This is a genomic window from Verrucomicrobiota bacterium, assembly GCA_019247695.1.
In the GTDB taxonomy this organism is placed as follows: domain Bacteria; phylum Verrucomicrobiota; class Verrucomicrobiia; order Chthoniobacterales; family JAFAMB01; genus JAFBAP01.
The window spans coordinates 1-21,956 of record JAFBAP010000008.1 but is presented as its reverse complement, the minus strand read 5'-3'; the positions used below and the strand labels follow the sequence as shown (position 1 = coordinate 21,956).

Annotated in this window: 22 protein-coding genes and 1 tRNA gene; 6 read left to right on the top strand and 17 right to left on the bottom strand. The window is 61.7% G+C overall.

Going from position 1 to position 21,956, the window contains the following annotated elements:
- The first annotated feature begins 97 nt into the window (after positions 1-97).
- Complete coding sequence (locus JO015_00800) at positions 98-1,240, top strand: sulfite reductase subunit alpha (protein ID MBV9997630.1); 1,143 nt, start codon at positions 98-100, stop codon at positions 1,238-1,240.
- Between the two features lie 68 nt (positions 1,241-1,308).
- On the opposite strand, the gene JO015_00795 is transcribed toward JO015_00800, so the two are convergent.
- Positions 1,309-2,907, bottom strand: coding sequence for a hypothetical protein (locus tag JO015_00795; protein ID MBV9997629.1), 1,599 nt, complete (start codon positions 2,905-2,907; stop codon positions 1,309-1,311).
- Between the two features lie 36 nt (positions 2,908-2,943).
- Positions 2,944-3,237: an iron-sulfur cluster assembly accessory protein gene (locus tag JO015_00790; protein ID MBV9997628.1), complete on the bottom strand. Its 294-nt coding sequence runs from the start codon at positions 3,235-3,237 to the stop codon at positions 2,944-2,946.
- Positions 3,238-3,388: 151 nt separating this feature from the next.
- Here JO015_00790 and mutL point away from each other — a divergent pair, with 151 nt between their 5' ends.
- Positions 3,389-5,284 (top strand): DNA mismatch repair endonuclease MutL, encoded by a 1,896-nt coding sequence (gene mutL, locus JO015_00785; GenBank protein MBV9997627.1) that lies wholly within the window; start codon positions 3,389-3,391, stop codon positions 5,282-5,284.
- Between the two features lie 53 nt (positions 5,285-5,337).
- Here the strand turns inward: mutL and JO015_00780 are convergent, their stop codons facing one another.
- The 8 genes from JO015_00780 to pdxY form a co-directional block, all read right to left on the bottom strand.
- Positions 5,338-5,733, bottom strand: a complete 396-nt coding sequence (locus tag JO015_00780) for a hypothetical protein (protein ID MBV9997626.1) — start codon at positions 5,731-5,733, stop codon at positions 5,338-5,340.
- Positions 5,700-6,122 (bottom strand): phage holin family protein, encoded by a 423-nt coding sequence (locus JO015_00775; GenBank protein MBV9997625.1) that lies wholly within the window; start codon positions 6,120-6,122, stop codon positions 5,700-5,702. Before JO015_00775 ends, JO015_00780 begins: the two co-directional genes overlap by 34 nt.
- A 2-nt stretch (positions 6,123-6,124) precedes the next feature.
- The gene (locus JO015_00770) at positions 6,125-6,562 is read right to left on the bottom strand and encodes a DUF883 domain-containing protein (protein MBV9997624.1); all 438 of its coding nucleotides are present in this window, start codon (positions 6,560-6,562) and stop codon (positions 6,125-6,127) included.
- Between the two features lie 104 nt (positions 6,563-6,666).
- Positions 6,667-6,885: a translation initiation factor IF-1 gene (gene infA, locus JO015_00765; protein ID MBV9997623.1), complete on the bottom strand. Its 219-nt coding sequence runs from the start codon at positions 6,883-6,885 to the stop codon at positions 6,667-6,669.
- 395 nt (positions 6,886-7,280) lie between these two features.
- Positions 7,281-8,456 (bottom strand): glutamine-hydrolyzing carbamoyl-phosphate synthase small subunit, encoded by a 1,176-nt coding sequence (gene carA, locus JO015_00760; GenBank protein ID MBV9997622.1) that lies wholly within the window; start codon positions 8,454-8,456, stop codon positions 7,281-7,283.
- A gap of 337 nt (positions 8,457-8,793) precedes the next feature.
- A complete protein-coding gene (locus JO015_00755; GenBank protein MBV9997621.1) occupies positions 8,794-10,086 on the bottom strand; it encodes a DNA integrity scanning protein DisA nucleotide-binding domain protein in 1,293 nt (430 codons plus the stop codon).
- A gap of 122 nt (positions 10,087-10,208) precedes the next feature.
- Positions 10,209-11,060: an SDR family NAD(P)-dependent oxidoreductase gene (locus JO015_00750; protein MBV9997620.1), complete on the bottom strand. Its 852-nt coding sequence runs from the start codon at positions 11,058-11,060 to the stop codon at positions 10,209-10,211.
- Positions 11,061-11,081: 21 nt separating this feature from the next.
- Positions 11,082-11,951, bottom strand: a complete 870-nt coding sequence (gene pdxY, locus JO015_00745; protein ID MBV9997619.1) for a pyridoxal kinase PdxY — start codon at positions 11,949-11,951, stop codon at positions 11,082-11,084.
- Between the two features lie 183 nt (positions 11,952-12,134).
- Between pdxY and JO015_00740 the strand changes: the two genes are divergently transcribed.
- The 3 genes from JO015_00740 (at position 12,135) to JO015_00730 (ending at position 14,507) form a co-directional block, all read left to right on the top strand.
- Positions 12,135-12,211: transfer RNA gene (locus JO015_00740), tRNA-Met, on the top strand.
- Between the two features lie 131 nt (positions 12,212-12,342).
- The gene (locus JO015_00735; protein MBV9997618.1) at positions 12,343-12,696 is read left to right on the top strand and encodes a hypothetical protein; all 354 of its coding nucleotides are present in this window, start codon (positions 12,343-12,345) and stop codon (positions 12,694-12,696) included.
- Positions 12,697-12,944: 248 nt separating this feature from the next.
- Positions 12,945-14,507, top strand: coding sequence for a response regulator (locus JO015_00730; protein ID MBV9997617.1), 1,563 nt, complete (start codon positions 12,945-12,947; stop codon positions 14,505-14,507).
- 23 nt (positions 14,508-14,530) lie between these two features.
- Here the strand turns inward: JO015_00730 and JO015_00725 are convergent, their stop codons facing one another.
- The 6 genes from JO015_00725 to JO015_00700 all read right to left on the bottom strand — a co-directional run bounded on the left by JO015_00725 (position 14,531) and on the right by JO015_00700 (position 20,142).
- Positions 14,531-15,403, bottom strand: a complete 873-nt coding sequence (locus JO015_00725) for an aldo/keto reductase (GenBank protein ID MBV9997616.1) — start codon at positions 15,401-15,403, stop codon at positions 14,531-14,533.
- A gap of 30 nt (positions 15,404-15,433) precedes the next feature.
- Complete coding sequence (locus tag JO015_00720; GenBank protein ID MBV9997615.1) at positions 15,434-15,739, bottom strand: hypothetical protein; 306 nt, start codon at positions 15,737-15,739, stop codon at positions 15,434-15,436.
- Between the two features lie 93 nt (positions 15,740-15,832).
- Positions 15,833-16,222 carry an acyl-CoA thioesterase gene (locus tag JO015_00715; GenBank protein ID MBV9997614.1) on the bottom strand — a complete coding sequence of 130 codons (390 nt, stop codon included), beginning with the start codon at positions 16,220-16,222 and terminating at the stop codon, positions 15,833-15,835.
- Between the two features lie 189 nt (positions 16,223-16,411).
- Positions 16,412-17,779, bottom strand: coding sequence for a (Fe-S)-binding protein (locus tag JO015_00710; protein ID MBV9997613.1), 1,368 nt, complete (start codon positions 17,777-17,779; stop codon positions 16,412-16,414).
- Entirely contained in the window at positions 17,779-19,152 is a 1,374-nt protein-coding gene (locus JO015_00705; protein ID MBV9997612.1) for an FAD-binding protein, read from the bottom strand. The genes JO015_00710 and JO015_00705 overlap by 1 nt, the downstream gene beginning before the upstream one ends.
- A 198-nt stretch (positions 19,153-19,350) precedes the next feature.
- Positions 19,351-20,142, bottom strand: a complete 792-nt coding sequence (locus JO015_00700; protein ID MBV9997611.1) for a hypothetical protein — start codon at positions 20,140-20,142, stop codon at positions 19,351-19,353.
- A gap of 251 nt (positions 20,143-20,393) precedes the next feature.
- On the opposite strand from JO015_00700, the gene JO015_00695 reads away from it, so the two are divergent.
- Positions 20,394-21,536, top strand: a complete 1,143-nt coding sequence (locus JO015_00695) for a two pore domain potassium channel family protein (GenBank protein ID MBV9997610.1) — start codon at positions 20,394-20,396, stop codon at positions 21,534-21,536.
- A gap of 128 nt (positions 21,537-21,664) precedes the next feature.
- On the opposite strand, the gene JO015_00690 is transcribed toward JO015_00695, so the two are convergent.
- A partial coding sequence (locus tag JO015_00690) for a hypothetical protein (GenBank protein MBV9997609.1) occupies positions 21,665-21,956 on the bottom strand: 292 nt, incomplete at its 5' end.

Here is a 21,956-nt window from a genome sequence, read left to right as displayed (position 1 = left end):
ATGCCGCAAGGGCCACAAATGATATCCGCTTGTGGCTTCGCGGCGGTTTATCAATTTCGGTTGAACCCGACGGCCGCGTCGGTATCCTGCTGCCCTTATGTCGACGATTTCGGTTTACAACCGGAAAAATCCATTTCCTGCAAGACTTCTGGTCAACCGAAAACTCAACCGGCAAGGCTCGGAGAAGGAAACCCGGCACTATGAATTCTCACTGGCCGGGTCCGGGATGCATTACGAGGTGGGCGACTCGATGGGTGTGTTCCCGAAAAATGACCCGAAACTGGTCGAGGAGATTCTTCACGCTCTGCACCTCAGCGGTGAAGAACCGGTCACGACCAAGGAGGCCGAGACGTTTTCGTTGCGGGAAGGGCTGATCAGGTACTACCAGATCACCCAGCCGTCGAAGCAGTTTCTTGACGCCATCGTGCAGAAGTCCGATGGGACGACCGACCTCAAGGAATTGCTGCACCCCGATCGCAAGGAGGACCTGGAGCATTACCTCTGGGGCCTCGAACTCATCGATTTTCTGCTCGATAACCCGTCGGTACGATTCAGCCCTGAGGAGTTTGTGGCGACGTTGAGAAAGCTCCAGCCGCGGCTCTATTCCATCGGTTCAAGCCTGAAAGCCCGGCCGGAGCAAGTGGACCTGGTGATCGCCACCGTGCGGTATGAAAGCCATGGGCGCGTGCGTGCCGGGGTGGCCTCTTCGTTTCTGGCGGACCGGGTGCCGGCTGGTGAACCCGTTTCCATGTTTGTCCACGTCGCGAAAGGGTTCCGTCTGCCCGAAGATCCGAGTGTGCCCATCATCATGGTCGGTCCCGGCACCGGGGTTGCGCCGTTTCGGGCGTACCTGCAGGAGCGCGCCGCGATTGGCGCGCCAGGCAAGAACTGGCTGTTCTTTGGTGAGCAACGGTCGAAGTGCGATTTCTTCTATGAAGAAGAATTCGCGCAGTGGCAGGCAAAAGGGGTGTTGACCCGATTTGATACGGCGTTCTCGCGCGACCAGGCTCATAAGATTTACGTGCAGCACCGCATGTTGGAGCAGGCCAAAGAACTCTACGGTTGGCTCCAGGACGGCGCGCATTTCTACGTGTGCGGTGACGCCGCCCGCATGGCGAAGGATGTGGACGTCGCTCTTCACAAGATCGTCGAAGAGCAAGGCGGAAAAAGCGTTGAGGATGCTGCCGCCTACATCGAGCGGTTACGTAAAGAGAAGCGTTACAAGCGGGACGTGTACTGAGCGGGTGGGGACCTGAGAAAGCGGAAGTCCCGGGGCAAAACCCGATACTCGACACTCGACACCTTCGCTTACTCCGCGGTGGTTACCTCGCGGACGTAGATGTTAACCTGGCCGTCTGCGCCGCGCCGGACGTCGACCACCTGGAAAGGGCGCTCCGAGCCGCGTTGAAACGACTCGCCTTCCGCCGGGGCGGCCAACCCTCGCGGGTACTCCACGATGATGCGAGCATTACCGCGGCCCAGCATTCGTTCTGCCAAGGACTGCTTAGGCCGTAAAACCGCCCGGTTTTCCCGAGCGGCAGTAACGGAGAAGTCGCCCCGCAGGTACATCGGTTCCACCCCAACGCCGCGTTCAGCCAATTCCGACGTTTGTTGCACATCCAGGAGCCGGCCGCGCGGCATTTGCCCCGGCCGGTACGTTGCCCAGGTGCCGACTTGCCCGGTGGTGTCGGGCGGCGGCGATGTGGTCAGGACCGGCTGAGCCGCAGGCACGGCGGGTGGGGCGGCTGTCACGGGCAGAGCTTTGGGCGCCGGCGGAACAGTCACGGGGAGAGCCCCGCCGGTGTTGGTGACCAGGGCGACCGGAGCCGCTTTCACCAGGGTCGCCTTGGGAGCCGAAGGCATCGTCTCGGGCGAGGACGGCGTGGTTATGGGGAGCGCTTTGGCGACCCGTACAAGGGCGGGCGCCGGCGAGGCCGCCGGCACCGCAGGTGAAGCGACCGCTTGAGCCGGAGCCGCGTTCGCCTGGGCCTGTCCCGCAGCGCCACTATTTGCTGCCTGCGTGCCGCTGCCGCCGTTCAAGGCCAGTTCAGGCGTGCCGGTCAAGCTCTTCGGAGCCTTGTCGGGCGTCTCGGCCGTTGCCGCGACCCTGGTGCCCGCCACTCGCCGGTACTCGGCCAGCTTGCGTTCCGCATTCTCAATCTGCACCAGGTTTACCGTCGGTAACCCGGCCTGGACGTTTAGTTCCTTGGGCGGATCAAGCTGAAACCCTGCGCCGTTCTGGGTCGTACCGTACGGCCCGTACAGCAGCGGGACGCAGGTGAAGAGGAGGCGTCCGTTGCCCAGGTTTGCGACGTGCACGATGGCCGACAGGTCATAGGAACGCCGGAATTCAATGATCAGGCCCGTCGCCAGGATGCGCTGCATAGCCGCCATGTGCATTTTATCCGCCGGGAAAACGTGTTCGATAAAAATGTTCGGCACCTCCACCGACTGGGCGACCACGGCCATGCCCGAGCTGAAATATTTGGAGTTGGCCAACGGATACGCATCGAGAACCGTGTATTTTCCGATCAGATACGGAACTTTATACGTTTGGTGGTCGTAGTTGCGGAGGTAACTCCGCTGGAGGTTGTCGCTCTGGTCGGTGATTTCGTTTTGCGACATGGCGCCATACCGTTCCAGAAGCCGTTCCGGGCCGAGAAATTCGCCCGCCGGGGCCGCGGTCAGCGTAAAGCGTTTCGGCGGGTCAAGTTTGTGCAGCTTGGCCAGGAGCCGGTAACTGAACGGTTGCTCGGGGTGGCTGAAAACGTAGAACGTGCCGATCCAGCACGCCACCGCGCCGCCGCAAAGTAACAGGATAAAGACTGTCCAGCCGAAAAGACTGCCGTTCTCCGGCGGAGGAGCAACCACCCGCTTTGTAGAACGACCCACCTCTGCTGTTTTCATGAACGTTGTCAGACCACGCTGGTGCCAGAGGACAGCTTACGCGGTACGCATTGCCTCAAAAGAGCTGCCGCAACCGCAGCTGCGTACCGCGTTCGGATTCACAATCCGAAATCCCGCCCCCGTCAATCCCTCTACATAGTCGACGCCTGAGCCGTCGAGGTAAGGGGCACTTTCCGGATCGACGATCACATCGACATCGTCGCGAGTATAACGATAGTCGGTTTCGCTGGCACGATCAAAGTGCATCTCATACTGCATGCCGGCGCAGCCGCCCTTCTCCACCGAAATGCGCAATCCGCATCCCTGGTATTCCGGCGTTTCCGCCAGCATAACCCGGATTTGTTGAATGGCCGCGTCAGAAACTGTAATAAGCACGTTACCATTTAACCGCGAAGGCCCGGACCCGTCAACGCGGGCGTGAGTGACATTGCGTTCACCGGGCTTTGGTGGCAGACTGGGGCGGCTGCGACGAGCCGGATTGATGGGTAAGATTGCGCTTTTGCCGGATGAGGTGGCCAGCCAAGTGGCGGCCGGCGAAGTCGTGGAACGTCCTGCCTCGGTGGTCAAGGAACTGGTTGAGAACAGCCTCGATGCCGGCGCTGATCGCATTGAGGTAGCCATCGGCCGGGGGGGCGCATCCCTGATCCGGGTTGTGGATAACGGGGCCGGCATGGACCGGGATGATGCCCTTCTCTCGCTCGAACGCCATGCCACCAGCAAGATCCGGTCGGGCGCGGACCTGGCCCGGATTTCAACGCTCGGGTTTCGGGGAGAAGCGTTGCCGAGCATCGCCAGCGTCGCGCGCTTTCGGCTGGTTACACGGCCTCCCGGCACTCTGGAAGGCACGGAAATAATCGTGAATGCCGGCAAAATCGAGTCGGTCAGGGTTAGCGGGGAAGCGCCGGGCACCACCGTGGAGGTGCGGTCGCTGTTCTACAATCTGCCCGCCCGACGCAAGTTCTTACGGAGCGAGGCCACGGAAGCTCATCACGTGCAGCACCAGTTGCTGCTTCAGGCCATCGGCCATTTCCAGGCCGGCTTCGTGTACGTACGTGACCAGGCGCTCGTTTTCCAGGCGCCGCCGGCACGGGCACTGGTTGATCGGATCCGTGACCTGCGCGGGAGTGAAATCGTCAGCCAATTGCTCGAGATCGAGGCGTATGAAGAAGGCGGGCTGGCGGTAAGGGGTTACCTGGGGAAGCCGGGGGTGAGCCGGGCGACTCGCGTCGAACAGATCATTTTCGTCAACGGACGCCCCGTGGAGAATTCGGTCATTAACCAGGGTTTGCGCGAAGGCTACCACACCGCCCTGATGAAGGGACAATACCCGGTGACGTTTCTCTTCCTTGAATTGAGCGCGACAGACGTTGACGTTAACGTGCATCCCGCCAAACGCGAAGTGCGGTTCCGGGACCCCATGACCGTCCGGAACGTAATCGCCAACGCCGTCCGGAAGACCCTGGAGGCGGATCGGCCCCGCTGGTCAGCCGCGTTCACGCCTCCCGAACGGGCCGCGGCGCCGGCAAGTGAGCCTCCGCCGGCCCCGCGACCGGGGTCCGAGTCGCAACCGCTGATCCCGCCTGCCGAACAATTCTCCTTACGAAAAGACTGGGCCCAACTTCCTTCCCGCCCGCACCAACCGCCGGGTGAAGCCCCGGAAGTCCCGGCTTCAGCGGCGCCGGAAACCGCAGCGGCGGCCTGCCCGGCCCCGGTTGAAGACGAACCCGGCCCGGAGCCCGGCCGGCGATCCGAAACCGCCCCCGTCGCGGTTCCGTCTTCCGGCCCGCCGGTTCACGTCGCAGTGCCGAAGGTGCTCGGCGTTCTGGGCAAGCTGTATGTGCTGATGGAAAACAACGATGGCCTTGTGCTGCTGGACCAGCACGCGGCGCACGAGCGTATCCTGTTTGAGCGGTTACGCCGCCAGATTGAAAGCGAAGGCGTGCCAAGCCAGCGCTTGTTAATCCCCATCACCGTCCAGATCACGCCGAAGGATTATGATTGGATTCGTTTGAACCTGGAGTCCCTCAGCCGGATGGGGTTCGCCCTGGAACCGTTTGGTGAAGCGACCCTCAAGATTGACGCGGTTCCCCAATTCTTTAAAGTTGCCGACCCCGCGGGCGCGATGCGCCGGCTCGTCGACGAGTTGCGGTCAATGACCGCGTCCACCTCGCGGTTGCGCATCGGCGAAGACGTCATCGCGAAAACTGTCTGCCGCCACGCCGTGAAAGCCAACGACGAGCTGCGGCCGCCGGAAATTCAGCAGCTGGTTCGTGATCTGCTGGCCTGCGACCTTCCGTACTGCTGCCCGCACGGGAGGCCTACCCTGATCCAGATTTCCTACCTGGAGCTGGAGAAGAAATTCGGACGCAAAACATGACGGCCGCCTCCGCAGACGGGCAGGCGGCCGTCGGCCAAAAACGGAGGAACTCCTCAGCTCGCGCGCGCCTCGGGTTTCACGGTTCGTCCTGCAATCCGGCTGGAAAGATAAGCCGTCAGCATCGGTTTGGCGACTGACCAGATCCCCTTCCAGGCGACCGCCATCAGCGCAGCCGCAAAGCCCACCTCCTTGGTCCGCTTACGGCGCACCTCACCGTCTCTGCCGGTTTCCAGATAAACGCGCTGTTTTCTGGCAGGCAACCGCGATAGAATCCAGCCGAACAGCGCCGCGGCACCGGCCCAGCGAAACGAGTGTCTGTGCAACGAAGTTGCCAGATGCCGTGACACGTTCAGCTTTTCGGCCACCACGTGCGTCTCAGTAGCTAACCGGCTCCGCACCTGAGCCAATTCCTCAACTATTTGCTGCTTTCGCGCGTCTGTCTTAGCCATTCGCGGTCTTTTCTAAGCTCGGCAAGGGTAAGAGTGAACAAAGGCTTGGTGATCCTGGTACGAACCATGAAAGCGGTCACGCCGCTCAAAACCATCAGGATCACCGCCGTAAGCAGCGCTGCCCAGCCCCACTCCCAGCCGGTGATCTTGACGATGATGAACAGTAAAAATACGGCCAGGAAAATCAGCGCCATCACCAATAAGGCGAGGGTACTGGCGATCAACACCGCCAGGATCAGTAGGTGGACACCGGCTTCGCGCCCTTCAAACCCAAGCAACTGCAGCTTGAGCTCGAGAAACTTCAGAACCGAAGCGAGCCATTCCCGCATGGCCTCGCCGGCCGACACCCTGGTGGCAGGTCCGGGCTCCGACGCAGGGATCGACGTCATGGCTATTTACGCAGTAGCAAACCTAAAACGAATCCTGCCCCGAGGGCCGCAAGCACCGCCTGGGCGGGGTGGTCCCTTACGTATGCTTCGCCTTCCGTCTGCCACGTCTTTGCCTTGCTGCGCGCATCGCCCCAGGTTTGTTGGGCCGTGTCCCGGAACTCACGGGCGCGTGCCTCGGCCTGAGAACGAAGCTGCTCAGCCTTCTGTTCCGCTGCCCGCCGGATTTCGTCGGCTTTGGCGGATGCCGCGGCCTTGAAATCATCAGCTGCGGCTTGAACGTGGTCTTTGGCCGCGTCTGCCGACTGTCCCGCGTTGGGCGGCGGCGCCGAATAGCCAGGTTGTCCCGGCGCTCCGGGCGCCCCTCCTGCACTGCCGGCTGCTTCCGGGGTTGTACCCGAGCCCGGGTAACCAGGCTGCTCTGGATTGGTCTGTTCGCTCATAATCTACCTTTCTTCATTGATCGCATCCGGGCGAATCGGCGGCACTCTCTCGTTTGCTTTTTGAGAAATCAAGGTCTGCGTCATCCCCTAGGGTGAGTTCAGGATCAGGTTTCGCGAAAGATAATGCGTGCCTTGGTCAGATCATAGGGCGAAAGCTCAACCTCCACCCTGTCCCCAGGCACAATGCGGATAAAATGTTTGCGCATTTTACCACTGATATGCGCAAGAACTTTTTGGCCGTTCGGCAGCGACACACGAAACATGGTATTCGGCAGCACCTCTGAAATCACTCCTTGCGCGATCAATGGCTCTTCTTTCGCCATGCCCAACTGTGACCCGAGAGCCTACCGTGCGCAACGTTTCCCAATCACCGCCGGGACCGCACCCGAGCCTTTTCGGCCCCGGCAAAACTTTGCCCAGGGTTCAGCCCACGGGCATTTAGTTAAGGATACAAGGCCGGGTATTGCTTTGGTCCCGGGGGGACAGCTGATCGTAGGCAGGGGCTCCAGGCGCTGTGCGGGCGTTCCCCCAAGGGTTGAGGTGCCCAGCCGGCTTTACACCTATCAGACCGTATAAACGGTCTAGGCCCAACGGGCCGGGTCCAGCCGGCATTCTACCGAGATCGCTGCCTGAATGGTATAGGATCAGCCGTTCCTCCAGAACGAAGGCCACGCCCGGCCCACCGCCCTTAACTGAATGGCCGTGGGGACCCTCCCGTTTACGGGCGGCCGGTCTCAACCAAACGGACAAACGCATCAAAGAAGTAGCTGGCATCGTTTGGGCCCGGCGCTGCTTCGGGATGGTATTGCACACTGAAAATCGGAAAGTCGCGGTGCCGCATTCCCTCAACCGTGCCGTCGTTCAGATTGACGTGCGAGATTTCCACGTTTGCGGGTAGTGAATCGGAATCGACGGCAAACCCGTGGTTCTGAGAGGTGATGGCCACCTTCCCGGTCGCCAGATCCTGGACGGGCTGGTTGGCTCCCCGATGGCCGAATTTCAGCTTGAATGTCCGGCCGCCATAGGCAAAACCGAGCAACTGGTGGCCCAGGCAGATTCCAAAAATCGGCACCTTGCCGATCAGCTTTCGCAATTCTTCGTGCGCATACGTCAGGGAAGCCGGATCGCCGGGACCATTGGACAGAAACAATCCTTCGGGTTTCAGCGCCAGCACGTCCTCCGCTTTGGCGGTTGCCGGCACGACGGTCACCTTGAAACCGTGTTGCCGGAGGCGGCGCAGGATGTTGCGTTTGATGCCGAAATCATAAGCCACCACCCGATGCTTGACGGGCGGCAGCTTCTTAAAAACCTGGCCATTCTCGGTGACCTCGTCAACCTGGTCCGGATTGCCTTTCACGATGCTCCATGCACGGCTCAGCCGGTCCTCAGGATCCCAATCATAACTATGCAGCGTCGTCACCTCTTTGACGAAATCAGATCCGATCATCGAGGGGGTTTCCTGCGCGCGTGCGATGGCCTCCGCCGCCGTAAGCTCATGCGTCAGGCAGGCCCGCATCGCCCCGCGCACCCGCAAATGCTTGGTCAGCGCACGGGTGTCCACTCCCTGGATCCCGCACATGTTCCATTTGCGCAGGTAATCCTCCAGGGAAGCGCCTGCCCGCCAGTTGCTCGCCACGGGCGACAACTCGCCAATCACGAAACCGCGTACGTGCGGCTGGCTGCTCTCGTCGTCAAAATCATTCACCCCGTAGTTCCCGATCAGGGGATAGGTCATCGTGACGATCTGACCCCGGTAAGAAGGATCCGTCAGCAATTCCTGATACCCGGTCATTGAGGTGTTGAAACAAATCTCTCCGGCCGTCGTTCCATGGGTGCCGAACGCTTCACCCTGGAAGACCCGTCCATCCTCAAGCGCTACGAGGGCTGGTTTCATTCGGGCCGCAATATGGGAGCATAGGCTCCCAGCGTCAAATCGGGTAACAGGTAACGGGTAGCGCGTAACGGGTAACGGGTAACGCGTTGACGGCGTTCGCAACCTTTCTTGAAATGGGAGGAACAACAATCGTTCGGGCAGCGCCGCTGCCTACACCGGTTTTCAAGTTTGTTGAGCTATTTTTGTCCCGGCGATCCCTCCGGGGCAACGACAGCTCAACCGTCCTGAGAACAGGTGCAAGCAACCTCGGCAAATGCACCCGCCGGTCACCCGCCACCCGTTACCCGTTACCCGCTACCCGCTACCCGCTACCCGCTACCCGTTACCCGTTACCCGTTCACCACGATAGCTGGTTCCAGTACGTCACCGCACCGTTGTGGTTTTTGACGAAGCGAACGGCCGCGTCCTGGGAGATCACGATCGCGACGCAGTTTGAATGTTCCTCACAGAGGCGGTAGACAGCGCGGTGACGCGTGCCGACGTCGTCCAGCGCTTCTTTGGCCCACAAGGTTGCCTCCACGTCGAGGGCGCGGCGCACGCTGGCCAGGCCCGGCGCTTCCGCGCGCAACTCGGCGCCGAAACCGACGAGTTCCATGCGTTTCGTGACCACCAGGGCGCCATCCACTGCCATCAGGTCAGCGAGGAAGTGCGCGAATTCAAAAAACGCCTCGTCCAGCCGGTTCAATTCCTCATCCGGAACGCGTTGGTATTCAGCCCAGCTGATCTCGCGCAGCTTTTCCTGGTGAACCAGTTCCTGCAGACGAATGACGGCCTGCCTTAACAGGGCTTGGTAACGCGTCCGCGCCCCCGTATCGGCAATGCGGTACTTGAAGCGAAGCGGACCGTTCTCACGCTTGAGCTCAGCTTCCTCCTCGGGTTCGATGAAAACCAGAGTGCCGCCGTGTTTGGAATTGCGCACCACGCTTAGCGCACGGCGCAGCACGTTCTGCGACATTACCCGCATGAAATCGCTGTTGGGCGGCACGGGCGGGTAGCCGCTCGTTTTGTCGAAGAACGACCGGAGCGCGTTTTTCCTGACGTTGGCAAAGGCGTCGACGAGCCACTGCGATTGGAAAAGGTCAAACGCCAAGCCCTGCATGCGTCCGCCGGTCAACGCCGCGATCCGTTGCTGGCCAAGGCAAACCGTCAAGCGACCGGGGGCAGGCGCCTGCACCACCAAGCGAAGCGGCAATATCCCGTCAATGAATCGGCCTCCGTCCACTTGGTTGACCCATCGCGTGCCCGAAACCAGAATGCCCCAGATGCGCAGCTCATTATCCGGATCGGCCGATACCGCGATGAGCGATCGGAAAAAATCCGCTGCCACTGAGATACGGCGCACTTCCTGTTCATTGAACGGGCGGGGCCGGTCAAGTTTGATCGGCAAAAGGCCCGTTGGCGGACCGGCATCCACGGGCAGTTCGTCCGGACCGCCGAAAAGCAGGCGAAAGGTGACGGGCCGCTGTTCCTCGCGCAACAGGCTGGCGTGGTAAGCAGCATCGAGCAACTGTCGAAGGTGAACGTCGCTCGGCTGGGCTTTACGGGCCTGCTCCGGCCACTCCCGCTTTACGAATTCCGCAAGTTGCGCCGGGTACGAATAGCCGAGATAACTTTGGAGCCGATGCGTCATGACAAGATTTACGACTGCGAGGCCCTTACCCTAACAGCACCTGCCGGGTTTGCCAACGCCGGCTTGCCTCGCACGCGTGTGCGGGCGGGCCCGCGCCGTCGGACTCGCGCGGATCATTTTGATCAGATCAGACCGAAAAACTTCCCGATACAGAAATCCAGCGCTTTATCCGGCAAGCATCTCGGAAGCGTCCAGTTGATCAGGCGATTCGGCACGATCGCGTAGCGCGCGCGCCGCCGCCGCCGATGCAGCAAGCGGTAGATCCTTTCCGCCACGAGCGCAGGGGCAAACGCGTGCTTCGCTTCCAGCATCGAGACGCTACGGAATTTCTCCAAAGGCCGTTCGTAGGGGGTCCCTGGATAATCGTCGAGCACGCGCGCTTCAGCCTTGTCCCAGATCGGTGTGACCACCGGACCGGGCTGCAGCAGGACGACGTCGATGCCAAAAAGCATCAACTCCCGGCGCAGGCTGTCAGAAAAGCCTTCGAGCCCGAATTTGGATGCGGAGTAGGGGCCCGCGAAGGGGGAGGCCACTTTACCCGCAATTGATCCGACGTTGACGACGCACGGCCGCGGGCGGTGACCGTGCGCGTGGTCCGGATGCAGCATGAGCGGAAGAAACGCTTGGGTTACCGACAAGACCCCGATCAAATTCACTTCCATTTGTTCCCGGAACCGGGCAAGGGGGACGTGGGTGAGCGGGCCCACGACGCAGATGCCGGCATTGTTGATCAGCGCGAAAAGCGGTTCGCCGGAGAGTTCCTCGCTTGTGCGGGACGCCGCGGCGCGCACGGCGCCCTCGTCGGTCACGTCAAACCGGAGTGGCCTGAACCCGGGCCCGAGCTGCCGTTGCAAACGCTCCTCGTCCTCTCCGTTCCGGACGCTTCCGAAGATGCGGAACCCGCGGCGGACCAGCAGTTCGGCCGCGGCGAAGCCGATCCCGGTGGAGACTCCCGTAATGACGATGGAACGCATACGCAAAACCGTGCCGGGCTTTCACGCCACCCGCCGAGCGTGGAAGCGTCGCGGAGGAGCCACGATCGCCGACTGCGCCGCCACCAGCTGAATTTCGCGCGTCTGCATCTCAACCGTCTTCTCCAGGACCGCAAAAATACTGTTGGCGGTGGCTTCCAGCGCGCCCTTGATCGATCCCGTCAGGAGGTAATGCGCGAAAAAAAGCGCGGCGGTGGCGTCTCCGGCGCCGTTAACCTGAATCGGCAGCAGCGGCGTAGCCACCAGGTAAGCCTCGCCCGGCCCGACCGCCAGCATTTCGATCTCATTCCCTGGCGTGTCCGCATGGCGAAGGCTCTTGACCAGCACAATCGCTGGGCCGCGCGGGCGCAGGCCTTGCACGGCCTCCAGCGCCGATGCCAGGGTAGTTACCCGAGCCCCCGTCAGAAATTCCAGCTCGAATTGGTTGGGCGTTGTCATGGTCGCCGACGGCACGGCGCGGTCCCGCATGAATTCCGGAATCCCCGGGCGGACGAAAAAGCCGCGGCCGACATCACCCATGACCGGATCGCAGCAATACGCGGCGTGAGGGTTGTACTGCCGAATGCGCGCCAGCGTTGCCAGGATCGCTTCCCCCAACGAGGCGTCACCCAGGTAACCGCTCAGCACGCCCGCGCATTGGGGAAACACCCCGCGTTCCTCGATCCCACGCAGGATCTCGGAAACCGCCTCGAGCGGCAGGATGATGCCGCGCCAGGCCCCATAGCCGGTGTGGTTGGAGAAGTGCACGGTATTCACCGGCCAGACCTCCGCGCCGAGAAGTTGCAAAGGAAAAACGGCGGCGTTGTTGCCGACGTGGCCGTACGCGACACTCGATTGGACCGATAGCAGATGGAACGGAATAGAGATGGGCATGGCGGATGGAATTCAGGCGGAATATCGGGAAGGTGGGTATTGGCCGGCCTTACCCGAGCGGTTCTCAGGAAAGGCGTTTTACCCTCGGCCGACGCGGCGCCGGTTGCGGAAGGAAAATTACACCGGCGCCGATTTTTTTGTTGCAGCTCCGGCTTGGACCGTGGATATATCCTCCTCTTTAAGCGCGGGGTGGAGCAGCCTGGTAGCTCGTCAGGCTCATAACCTGAAGGCCGCGGGTTCAAATCCCGCCCCCGCAACCATCTTGACCTGCTCGGGTCGCGCGATCTACAGGGGATATCACGTGGGCCATTCTGAAAAACCCCCCGTGCAAGCGTTCGGACCGGATGAAGCAATTGAGCTATAAATCAAGTACCCTTGCGCTTGTCACCGAATGCACGCGCAAATCGTGGCTTGCCTGCGAACCGAACCCGAACTTAGGAACGTTGCGATGACCTCAAACCAGAAGCTTACTGACGTGATTCAAGGACTGCCCGCCGCTGATTTCGAGAATGCCAACGGCACGGTGACGATTCGCTTCCAGGACGGGACGCTGATGCGCGTCAGGGCAACGGGTGCACCCGTGAGAGAGGTGCCTTCCGGAGCTAGGGTGATGCAGGCGGCAGATGGCGACGGTGAACTGGAACTACGCCTCGAGGACGGTTCGAGCGTCTCGTTTACCCTGATCGACCCCAGAAACGCCGTGTCGGTCCTGGATGCAGCCGGAAAGGTGTTATACCTGGGATGATTTACCCGGGTTGATTTCCGCAACGCTCGTGCGTGCACACCCGACCCCGCCCGGGCAAGTCCTTACGCAGGCTCGAAAGGGGTGAGCTCCGCTACGCTGTCATTTCCGCGTACTTCATCGTCTGAGAAATTTAATCGGCCTTCGCTCCGGTCGATACTGGCATCCGTGAGAACGACCGTTGGAACCTTTGGTGCCGCTACCGGCACCGCCGCATGGACCGCTCGTAAATCGTGCCAGCGTCCTATGCTATGAGTTCTGCTTTCGCTATTCACCCTGGTCGCGAAGAGTTTCACCCCCGCATTTCCGAACGGGAACGCTGGTTTTCCATCGCCTTTGACCACGTCTGGGACGCCGCGCTGATGGTGGGCCGTGACGGACTTACCCGCGCGGTGAACCGGTCCGCCCAGGAATGGTTCCAGATCACTCATCAGCCTGCCCTTGGCCTGCCCGTTGACGAACTGGTACGGCTCCTCTCGGTGCCGGACCGCAGGCCCGTCCGTTTCCCATGGAGCGGCGGACCGGTGGAAACGCCCAAGTCGGGCTGCATCGTCGATGGGGATGGGCGGGAGCGGTGGGTGAGTTATCGGATCATCCCGGTCGATGCCGGCCAGGAAGGTACCGCGGACGTCATCTTGATTCTTCACGACGAAAGCTGGCGCCAGCAACACGAGCAGGAGCTCGGCAAGCTGCAGCGGCTTGAGCCTCTCACGGTGCTGGCCGGCGGAATCGCCCATGACTTCAATAACTTTCTCACTTCCGTCGTCGGCAACGTGCAATTGGCCAGGACGATGGTGGCAAGCGCTGACGCCCACGCCGCGCTGAAAGACGCCGAGGCGGCATGCCACGCGGCGGCAGGAACCGCGAAGCAATTGCTCCGTTTCGTGCGCGGCGGCAGTCCGGTACGCCGCGTCCAGCCGCTGGGCGAGGTGGTCCGAGAAGTCGCCCGGCTCGCGACGGCGGGAACGGCCGTGCGATTGGAGATTGCGCTCGACGAGGACCTGTCCTCGGTCAGCTTCGATCAGGATCAGATGAACCAAGTGGTTCAGAACCTCGCCCTGAACGCGGTGCAGGTGCTGCCCAGCGGGGGCACCCTGCGCATCTCCGGCCGCAACGTCGTCGCAGACGTCCCCTTGCCGCCCGAACTCGCCGCCACGGTGGGCACCAAATTTGTCCGGATCGATTTCAGCGATAACGGCCCGGGCATCGCCCCGGAAGATCTGTTGCGCATTTTTGAACCGTTTTATACGACCAAACCCGCCGGGCAAGGCCTGGGGCTGGCCGTTTGCTATTCGATCGCGCGACAGCACGGGGGACTCCTGACGGTCGCGTCCACGCCGGGTGCAGGTTCGACGTTCACCCTCTTTTTGCCCTCCGCAGAGGGAAACCCGGTGGCACCGGAAGAGCCGGTCCCACTGCCTGCCGCAAGGACTCGTTTGGCGCGTATCCTCCTGGTGGAAGATGAAGAGCCCGTCCGGCGGCTAACCGCCAAGCTCCTGACCAAACTCGGCTACCGGGTCACCACTGCCGATGACGGCGAACAGGCGATTCAGACGTACCACGAAGCGCACGCCGGAGGCGACGGGTTCGATGGCGTCATCACCGACCTCACCTTGCGGGGAGGGATCGGCGGGCGTGAAATCGCCGCCGCCATCCTGGCCGCCAACCCCGACGCCCGCCTGGTCGTCACGAGCGGTTTCTTCGACCAGCCGCTCCTTAGCGAGTACCGCGAGAACGGGTTTCGCGGAGCGCTCCGCAAACCTTACCTGATACAGGATTTGCAGTGCGCCGTTCAGAGAGCGCTGGAGCATTGAGATCGTCTGGGCCGGGGCAGGGGTCAGCCCCGCGCCAAACCTGACAGCCGCTCCAATTGTTCGGGAGACAGAGTTAATTCCTGCGACCGGACGTTTTCCTGCAGGTGCAGCTCGGATCGGGTCCCGGCGATGGGAATAACGTTAGGCGCCCGATGAAGCAGCCAGGCAAGGGCCACCTGCGTCGGGGTGGCTTTAAGTTCACCCGCGACGTCGCCAAGGGCGCCTTCACCTGCTGCGAGGGGCGCGCCTGGCTGCATCGGGTCCGCACCCAGCGGGCCATACGGCAAAAAGGCGATGCCTTCCTGAGCGCAAAAATCCACGATCGGATCACTTCCACGTTCCGCCACGCTGAACCGGTTCTGGACGGACGCGACCGGAGTCAGTGCGACGATTTTCTTGACCTGGTCCAGGGTGACATTGGACAAACCGAGGCGCCGGATCTTGCCCTGGTCCCGGAGCTGAATCAACCCCTGCACCGACTCGGCCAGAGGCACCTGGGGATCCACCCAATGCAACTGGTACAAGTCGATGCAATCCACCCGCAAGTTCTTGAGGCTTTCTTCACAGTCACGGCGCAAGCCGGCCGGACTACCGTCCAGGTGCCGTTCGGTTACCGATTTCTTCACCACACCGCCCTTCGTCGCGATGAACAAACCTTTCGGGTACGGATGCAAAGCCTCGCTGATCAGCTTCTCGTTCCATCCCGGCCCATACGCCCTCGCCGTGTCGATGAAGTTGACCCCGAGTTCGAGCACACGCTGCAACAGGCGCTTGCCTTGCTCCCAATCTGCATACGGGCCGAAGTTGCTCGGCTGACCCGTCAGGCGCATCGCGCCATAACCGAGCCGCCGTACCGTGGCGCCATCCGGAAACGAAAAGTCATGGGGAACCGTCATAACGGGAGCTTCCCTCTTTCGCGGTCGCGTTCAACCTCGTAAAAACAATCCCTCGGGCGTTTCCTCGATTCGCCGGAACGTTTCCTCGGCCAGGGCGATGATCTGCCGGCCGACCGGGATGGGGCCCAGGTGCGCGTCGGAATGAATTTCCGCCCAGCCTTCCCGGCCGTCACTGTAAACCATCAGGGTTCCTTCCCCGGACACGGAGGTTCCTGCCTGCGGCCCGGAATCGGCGGGGACCCCCTCGAACTTCACTTGCTTTTCGTGAAGACGTGTGGCGTCTTCCTGCGTCACCGGATACCGAACAGGCAGCGGTTGGTCATCGTTCACGCTCATAAAATTTTCTCGGGGGCAAACACGGTGAAAAAAGGATTGCATGCAAGCCGAGCCGCCTGGCCCAGCCGGCATTGTTCGCTCGGACCATAACTTCTACGCGGGCGGTACCGGCCGCGGTTTTCGATTTTCATCGATGGCCACAAAGGTGAAGGTGGCTTCCGTCACCTTGTGCTGAGTCTCGGCAACCAGTCGCCGCCGCCAAGCCTCAACTCGAATGGTCATCGACGTCCGGCCGACTCGCAACACGGTCGCATAAAGGCTCACCTCGTCCCCGACAAAGACCGGCTCATGAAACACCATGCCATCTACCGCCACGGTGACGGAGCGGCCCCGGGAACGACGGGCGGCGGCGTTAGCCGCGGCAAGGTCCATTTGTGACATTAGCCAGCCGCCGAAAATATCGCCTGCCGGGTTGGCGTCAGCGGGCATCGCGATCGCGCGGATCAGGGGTTCGCGTTCAGGTGGTTGGTTGGGATCCGACATAGTAGGTTGCGACACATCCGCAAAATACGCAGAAGAACGCATCCATACCCCAGGCGAGTAGGGTCTGGAGCGGCCTCGCCCCACGGGTCCTTAATCTGCGTAGTCTGTGGAGGTTTCCTCTTTTCTGCGTTCTTCTGCGTGTTCTGCGGATGATTCCTGCCGTGGTCGCCGTGTGATCGAACCCCGAACTCAACGACCGTTACCCGCCTCGCGGTAGGCCTGCGCCAGAAGCGAGATGGGATGCATAATCCGCCACCCCTTATTCGCCTGGCGCGCGCCTGCCTGCAGCTGCACCGAGCAGCCCGGGTTAGCCGAGGCTACCGTCGTCGCGCCGGTCTTTTCGATGTTCTGCATTTTCCGGCCGAGCAGTTTCTGCGACATCTCCGGTTGGGTAATGTTGTAGATGCCGGCGCTTCCGCAGCACCAGGTCGATTCGGGCAGTTCCACCAGTTCCAGTCCGGGGATGGCTTTAAGCACTTGGCGCGGCTGACGGGTAATCTTCTGGCCGTGGCATAAATGGCAGGCCTCGTGATAAGTGACCTTCTGCGGCCGTGAGCCCGCCGGCGTCCGGATCCCGATTTCGGCCAGCCATTCGTGGATGTCGCGGAGTTTGGCCGGCCATTTCGCGGCGCGTTCTGCGTAACCGGGATCCCCCTGAAGAAGGTGACCGTAATTCTTAAGGTGGGTGCCGCAGCCGGCGGCATTGGTAATGATCGCGTCGAGGCTTTCAAGATCGAACGCATCCAGGGTTCGCCGGGCCATTTGCCTGGCGGTTTCCAGCTCGCCGTTATGCGCGTGGATCGACCCGCAGCAGGCTTGCATTCGCGGGGTGACCACCTCGCAACCGTTCGCCAGCAAGACGTCGGCGGTATCCCGGTTTACATGGGAAAAAGCCAAATCCTGTACGCAGCCGGTCAGCAGACCGACGCGGAACCTCCGGTCCGGCGGCGTTTCGACCGGGTGGATGAGTTGGTCGGAAAAATGCCGCTGCATCCGCGGGGTCAGCGGCTCGAGCATCCGCAGCCTGCCCGGCAAAAGGGAGGTGATCTTCAAACGCCGCGCCATGGACTCCAGGCCGCTCGCCTGGTAAAGCCACACCAGCCGGCCGATCGCCCGCAACGCTCGCGGATGCGTAAAGAGCCACTTCAGGGTGCACGCACGAACGACGTCCCGCTGGGGGTTGCGCATCACGCCCGCCTGTTCGATGTCGGCACGGGCGTGCTCAAACATCTCGCCGTACCGTACCCCGGCCGGGCATACGGTCTCACACGTCAGGCAGCCGAGGCAAAAATAGAGTTCCTGGCCAAACGCTTGCGTCACCTCGAGCCGGCCGTCTGCGATCCGGCGCATCAGGGCGATGCGGCCCCGCGGGCTGTTGCGTTCCAGCTTCGTTTCGTCGTAGGTCGGGCACGTCGGGAGGCACATGCCGCAGTGGATGCATTGCTGGAGCACCGAATAGTCCAGGCGCTTCAGGTACCTCGACTGCCCCTGCCGCCCTTCCGGGTTAGCCCGGCCGATCCGGACGGCAGCCTGGTGTAACTCTTCCGGACCAGCCATCAATCGAAAATTTTTCCGGGGTTCAGAATGTTGTCCGGGTCCAGCGTGCGCTTTAACCGGCGCATCACGTCCAGGCTCGCATCCCCGATCGCCTTGGGCAGAAATGCCTTTTTCGCCAATCCGACTCCGTGCTCACCCGTGATCGTGCCGCCCAGTTCGACCGCACGCTCGAAGATCTCGTGCATCGCCTTTTCCACCCGTGCCATTTCGTCCACGTTCTTTTCGTCCGTCAAAAAGGTCGGGTGCAGGTTGCCGTCGCCCATGTGGCCAAAAGTGCCTACGGGCACGTTATATTTTGCAGCCGTCTGCTGGATGAAACGGATCATGTTGGCCAGTTCGCTGCGTGGCACGGTGGCGTCTTCCAGGATCGTCGTAGGCGAAAACCGCGCCAGCGCCGAAAAAGCCATCCGGCGTGCGGTCGCCAATTGGCCGGCTTCCTCTGCGGTCGCGGCCACCTGCACGGCCCGGGCCCCATGCTCGCGCGCGATCGCCGCCATCTGTTGCGTCTCCTCCTCAACCACCGCGGGGTGACCGTCCGTTTCCATGAGCAGGATCGCTTCGGCATCCAGCGGCAGACCCACATGGGCATAGTCTTCCACGCACTTGATCGTGATCCGGTCCAGAAACTCCAGGGTGCAAGGGATGATCTTGGCGGCAATGATGGCCGATACCGTTTCCGCCGCCGCATCCATCTGCTCAAAGGTGGCCAGCAAAGTCTTCTTCGCCGCCGGTCTCGGCACCAGCTGCAAAAGTACCTGGGTGATGATGCCCAGGGTGCCTTCCGAACCGATGAAGACGTCTTTCATCGAGTAACCCTCAACATCTTTGACGCATTTGTTGCCGAAAGAAACCGCCTCGCCGCTGGCCAGCACGACCTCGAGTCCCATCACGTAATCGCGCGTGACCCCGTACTTCAGGCCACGCAAGCCGCCCGAATTCTCCGCCACGTTGCCCCCGATGGTCGAGATCCGCATCGAACCCGGATCGGGCGGGTAAAGCAGCCCGGCGGCGTCCGCCAGGTCAGCGACTTTCTGGGTTATCACCCCGCTCTCAACCCGGATGGTGAGGTTCTTTCGATCGAGTTCGAGAACGCGGTCCATCTGCACCAGACAGAGCACGATGCAGTCAGGTACCGGCACACTCCCGCCGCTCAGCCCGGTGCCGGAGCCGCGCGTGACGACGGGAATCCTGTTTGCGGCGGCGTAACGGACCACCTGGACGACCTCATCCGTGGTTTTAGGCAGCACCACGCATCCGGGTTCACCGGACAAGGCTGCCGTGCCGTCGAACCCGTAGGTCGCCAGGTGTTCGCGTTCCCAAAGGACGCGCTCGGAGCCGAACAGTCGGCTAAGGTCGGCGGCTGTTTTCTGCATGGAGCGGGTGCGTCCGTTTCTGAACTTTAGATGTGCTGCGCACGGGGGCGGTGGGGAACCGGATAAACGATGCGCGCGGCGAGACGGCGCATGAGCGTCGCCTCGCCGGAGCGTCATCCCGGCGAAGAGACTACAGGTTCCTGGCCTTCTGGTAAAGCCTGGCGGCAATTTCCATGATCTCTATCGGATGCCGCCCGGCTAGCTCTGGCCCCCAAACTGAAAATACCGGGCCCGGTGCGTCCTGAAATAGCGATCGCTCAATGTGTTGAGCGCCCGCCTGGCCAGGGAAAATTTTTCCGCGAGCGTCTCGAATACCGGTCGCCAGTGACCTTGGTCCGTCTCCTGGGCGGCGACCCGGTAAAAGCGCATCCCCTCCTGCTCGTAATCCGCGAGCGTCCGTTTTGCGGAGAGCGCACCCTTCCGGCGAGTCACCGCGGTCGTGTGGTCCGGAAAGATGCCGCTTAGAAACAACGCGATATCGGCGATGCGCTTGTAGAGCGCCGGGCGCGTTTCCGGGTCAATGATGCGGGCGAGTTCGATCATGTCGTCCATGTCGATGTCGCTGAATCGCCTTTTATGCCAGGTGCCATGCTCTTTCCAGTAGATGACTCCGCTGCTGGTTCGCGCGAAAGCGGCAAGCATTTCGGCGAGGTAATCCCGCGTCGCCTGGTTCGCGAGCAATGCCGCGACAGCCGGGGCCTCAAACACCGGGATACGTTTCCCCCTCGAGTCTACCTCGAGGACGTATACCTCTTTTTCCAGTTCCCTTCGTATCTGGCGAAGAAGGACCGAGAAAAGCAGATGCGGAGAGACACGGACAAACGTTTCCTCTTCGCGAAACAGCCGCTCCACGAGTTTCGGATCGTCAAGCATCGGCTCGAGAAGATCATCCTTCCCGCGCACGAGGTCGACCACGTGATCGTAATCGCGCCGGTTGGTGGCCACCGTTTCTACCAGGAAACGTAAGTCAGATTCGCTCAGGTGCAGCATCGCTTCACTCCCAATCGCAAGACGAACGGTATTTCTATGTACTTAAAAGAAAAGGGTTTCCAAATGGCGTGCAACCCGTTACTCCCATCCGGTCAGGGGGGTGCACGGCGCGCCGTTGAAAATCCGCATGCCGGCGTCGCCCTGACCTGATTTTACGCCTGCGGGAGAACTGAAATGTCGGGCCATCCGGGCGGCTGGAAGTGTTTTTGCACCCCCGCCGCCGGGTTTCCGGTAAGGTACAGTGAAAGGGAATGGACGTTGCTGCTCAGATCACTACCGCCTTCGGCTTCGGCCTGCTTGGGTTGGTGGCCGTTGATATCTACGGCACCATCCTCCATGCACGCGGCCGCTCGGGCCCTGTAAGCGAAGCGCTTACCCGCACGATTTGGCGTTTGGCGCGCGCCGTGGCGTTCCGCCGCTCGCGGGCCGGCCGTCATCGCCTGCTTAACGGCGTAGGTCCGTTGCTGTTACCCGGCCTCGTTACCGGCTTGGTGGTCTTGCTGATCATCGGCTATGCGTTCCTTTACCTGCCGCACATGCCGGCGAGCTTCATCGTCAGTGCAAAGGCGGAAAGCTCGCGCGAGATTGAAGCCGTTTACTTCAGCGGGATCACCTTTACAACCTTGGGGTACGGCGACATCGCCCCGCGCTCGACGGCGATGCGCCTGCTGTCCCTGAGTGAGGCGCTTACCGGCTTTGCCTTTATTTCCCTGGGCGTTACCTACCTCGTCTCCCTCACTGTAGCCCTGGAACGCAAACGCGCGGTGGCCCTTTCCTTCTATCACCAGGCTCGCCAAGGCGCCGATGTCGCCGGCCTGCTCGTGCACCATTTTGTAAACGGCCGCTTTGTCGGGCTTGAATCGCTCTTTGCGAGCGCCGCCCGGGACCTTCAAGGGTTATTGGAAAGCCACATCGAGCACCCGCTTATCCACTACTTCCATCCCACGCAGGTGCACAAAAGTTTGCCTCGAATGCTCTTTCTCGTGCTCGAGGGTTGCGCAGTCACACGGGCCTGCCTGGACAGCCAGGCTTACGAAGATCTTTGCCGTCATCCTGAGCTGCGAACCCTGGAGGAAACCGGCCGCCATGTGCTCTCTGAACTCGCCGTCGCCGTCGGGGTGGGCCGGGGTACGGCCATCGCAGAGGATGAACCCGGCCGCGAGAGCGTGCCCACGACCGAGGAGCCCGCGCGCTGGCGTCACCGTTACGAGGATACCTTGCGCCGGTTAAAAGGTGCGGGTGTTCGCCTTCCTTCCGATCCGGAGGCGGGCTGGCGCGAATACCGCCGTCGTCGTCACGGCTGGGAGTTGGAGTTGGCCGGATTCGCCCTATTCCTGGGGTACGATTGGGATGAGGTGACCGGGGACAGCGACCTCCGGACCGCGGCCGAGTAACACGGACACGAACCGGAAGCCGGCGCGTGGGGGGCATGCACCCGCACCGGACCGGTGGTTCAACGCGACCGGGTCAGTTCACAATAGAGTTTTACTGTGCGAATCCGGGCCGCGACTCGCCCGCAAGACTAACTTCGATCTTCAGCGGGCCGGGGTTCAGCCGGTTCGCAGAGGAATTCGCTGGCCAGGTAGTCCTCGGCGTGCGTCAGGTCAAACTGGTCAATGAGGTAATAGCGGCTGCGGAAGCCCTCCCGCTTTTCGCCCACCAGCAACGGGTCCAGCAGCACCGAGGCCGGCACCGGCAACAGCGCGCTTTGCCAGCGCTGCTGCTGATCGACCACCAGGTACAAGCGTTCAAACTGCCCCCGCGCCCGCAGCGCCTTGGCCCGGGTGGCCGCCGGCAGCAGCCCTTCAAAGCTG